Annotated in this window: 1 protein-coding gene; it reads right to left on the minus strand. The window is 63.5% G+C overall.

What is annotated here, in order from left to right; all coding sequences use genetic code 11:
* Positions 1 to 255 (minus strand): AIR synthase-related protein (locus NFX52_RS30635; RefSeq protein ID WP_252636040.1); only part of this gene is annotated, 255 nt, incomplete at both ends.

The following is a 255-nucleotide window of genomic DNA, read 5'->3' on the forward strand; positions in this document are numbered from 1 at the left end:
TCTGCACGAAATGGTGCGGGTCGACCGTGACTTCGCCGATGCGAGCAGCATCGGCACCGAGCGGATGGGCACGCATCGCAGCCAGTACTGCTTCGGCCGATTCGGGCGAAATCACTGCGATAAGTTTGCCTTCGTTGGCCACGTAGAGCGGGTCCAGGCCGAGCAGCTCGCAGGCCGCATCCACCTCTGGCTTCACCGGGATCGCCTCTTCTTGCAGCAGCATGCCTACGCCCGACTGCCGCGCCACTTCGTTGA

The sequence above is a fragment of the Acidovorax facilis genome, assembly GCF_023913775.1.
In the GTDB taxonomy this organism is placed as follows: Bacteria; Pseudomonadota; Gammaproteobacteria; order Burkholderiales; family Burkholderiaceae_C; genus Acidovorax; species Acidovorax facilis.